The organism is Acidithiobacillus sp. TH-A36 (genome assembly GCF_057473445.1).
This window is the reverse complement of record NZ_JBYCKP010000053.1, coordinates 1-1810: the sequence shown is the minus strand read 5'-3', so window position 1 is coordinate 1810 and position 1810 is coordinate 1. Positions and strand designations below refer to the sequence as shown.

The 1810-nt window shown below is 55.1% G+C and carries 2 protein-coding genes; both read right to left on the bottom strand.

All coding sequences use genetic code 11. The annotated features are described in order from the left end of the window. Window positions 1-668 (bottom strand): LPD7 domain-containing protein (locus tag AC2VLY_RS01375; RefSeq protein WP_486921650.1); only part of this gene is annotated, 668 nt, incomplete at its 3' end. Window positions 669-713: 45 nt separating this feature from the next. Further along, window positions 714-1810: zincin-like metallopeptidase domain-containing protein (locus AC2VLY_RS01370; protein WP_486921649.1), on the bottom strand; the 1097-nt coding region annotated here is incomplete at its 5' end.

The window sequence follows — 1810 nt, the reverse complement described above, 5'->3', positions numbered from 1 at the left end:
AGCGGTGTACCTTCCCGGAACTTGGCAGCGGCAAGCCGCAAGGCCGCTTCAATCTCACGGTCACCACTGTCCAGCATCTCGATCCGCTTGCCCCGATCAGTAAATACTTCCTGATTTTGCCGCAGATAATGTACGGCGGTGCCGTCTTTTTCGATTTTGCTGGTCAAACCTTCCAGAACCAGCGGTTTGGGAGCTACTTCCGCCGGACCTTCCAGGCCCGCACCCTGGCCTTTAGCCTGCAAATCCGCAATTTCAGCAAGCAGTGCCTGGGCGGTGACGTCACCACTGCGAGATTTGTCCTTCAGGTAATCCTGCCAGGCTGGAATATTCGCATTGGCGATCACTGTTTCCAGTTCTGCCTGATGCTGTTTTCCCAGCATTTCCTTCTGCCTGGCCACCTCCATGGCCCAGGCTGACTCCCGGGCTTTGGCGGGCAGTTTTTCATTTGCCTTTTCCCATGCTTCCCGCTGATCTTCCAGTGATTTCGTCAGATCCTTGCGCTGCTGCAGGTGCTGGGACCCCAGCTTGTCCATTGTCTGAAGGTGCGCATCAAGTACCGTATCCCGCTCCTGGCGGAATGCATCCAGCAGTGTTTTTCTCTGCGCTTTGCTGATTCCGGATTCTTCGGCCGGATTTTCCTGGTGAAGTTCTTCCGCAGGTGTAGCCATGTCAACCTCCTGTATTCATGGATATTCCGGGATTATTCCAGTCCTTCAGAAACCGATTTCCAGACCATCATCCGTGTTTTCCCGCTCCGATGATGACTGCATGGATTTCATCATTCCCGGGGCTGTTTCCAGTGTGTCACGCCCACTTCCCTGCGCCCTGTCTGAGCCGAAACCATAGAGCTGCCGAAGTCTGACGATAGATGTTTCTGCCGCCTGTGCGGGCGGGACAGGGGCTTTCAGCAAGGACGAACGATCAAGGCGATCTACTGTTTCGGTGCGTTCGGTCAGTTCGCTTTCATGACGGGCATATTCCTTCCCGACTTCCAAAACTTTGTCCGGGTCCGCATCATCCGTGATGCGAAACACTTCAATCCCATCATCCCTGCGGGATATCTGCTCTGGAGTCAAAATGGTGCGGACGCGAACATTGCCAGCACGGTTGATTCCTACCACCAGGGCAGGCGTTTTTTCCATGCCGGTTTCCAGTGGTCGATCCAGGTAAACCGGCATGTTCAGCATCAGTTCGTCCGCAAGGAATCCACAGTGCGTGTTTTCAGTATCGACACTCATGGCTGCGGCAGGGATTTCATGACCATGAACAGTGGTACTCTTTTCGATATCCTGCTCCTGCAGCAGTCCCTGTTGTCTGGCAAGTTCCAGCTGCTTCTCCAGATACACGGCGGCTTTCAGGCCATTATCAACCGCCAGACGCCGCTCATCCCGGGTCAGATTTTTGCCCCAGGACGCAACATAGGCCGCATGCTGCTCCTCAGTCATGTCTGGACTGTCGCCCATATACGGAATGCCCAGATGCAGGGATGTCAGATAGGCACCAATCTCAGCCGTCACTTCTTCGGCGGCGCGCGATTCCAGCTTTGCATAGGTTTTCAGAGAGTCCCGGTCCAGCCGGGATGACTGTCCAGTGGCATGGGCGAGTTCATGCGCTTTGGTCGCATCATATCCGTGCTGGTCTGGAAACTGCTCCCGCATGGGAAGATGAATGCGATCCAGGTCAGAACGATAATAAGCGCGGTCCTGGGTTGCATGGACAATCACCACACCCATCTGCGCGGCAATGGCATCCAGTTCGTGGCTTTTGGGCTGTCGTTCTGCTTCCGGAACAACCCTGAGAGGCGGAATCC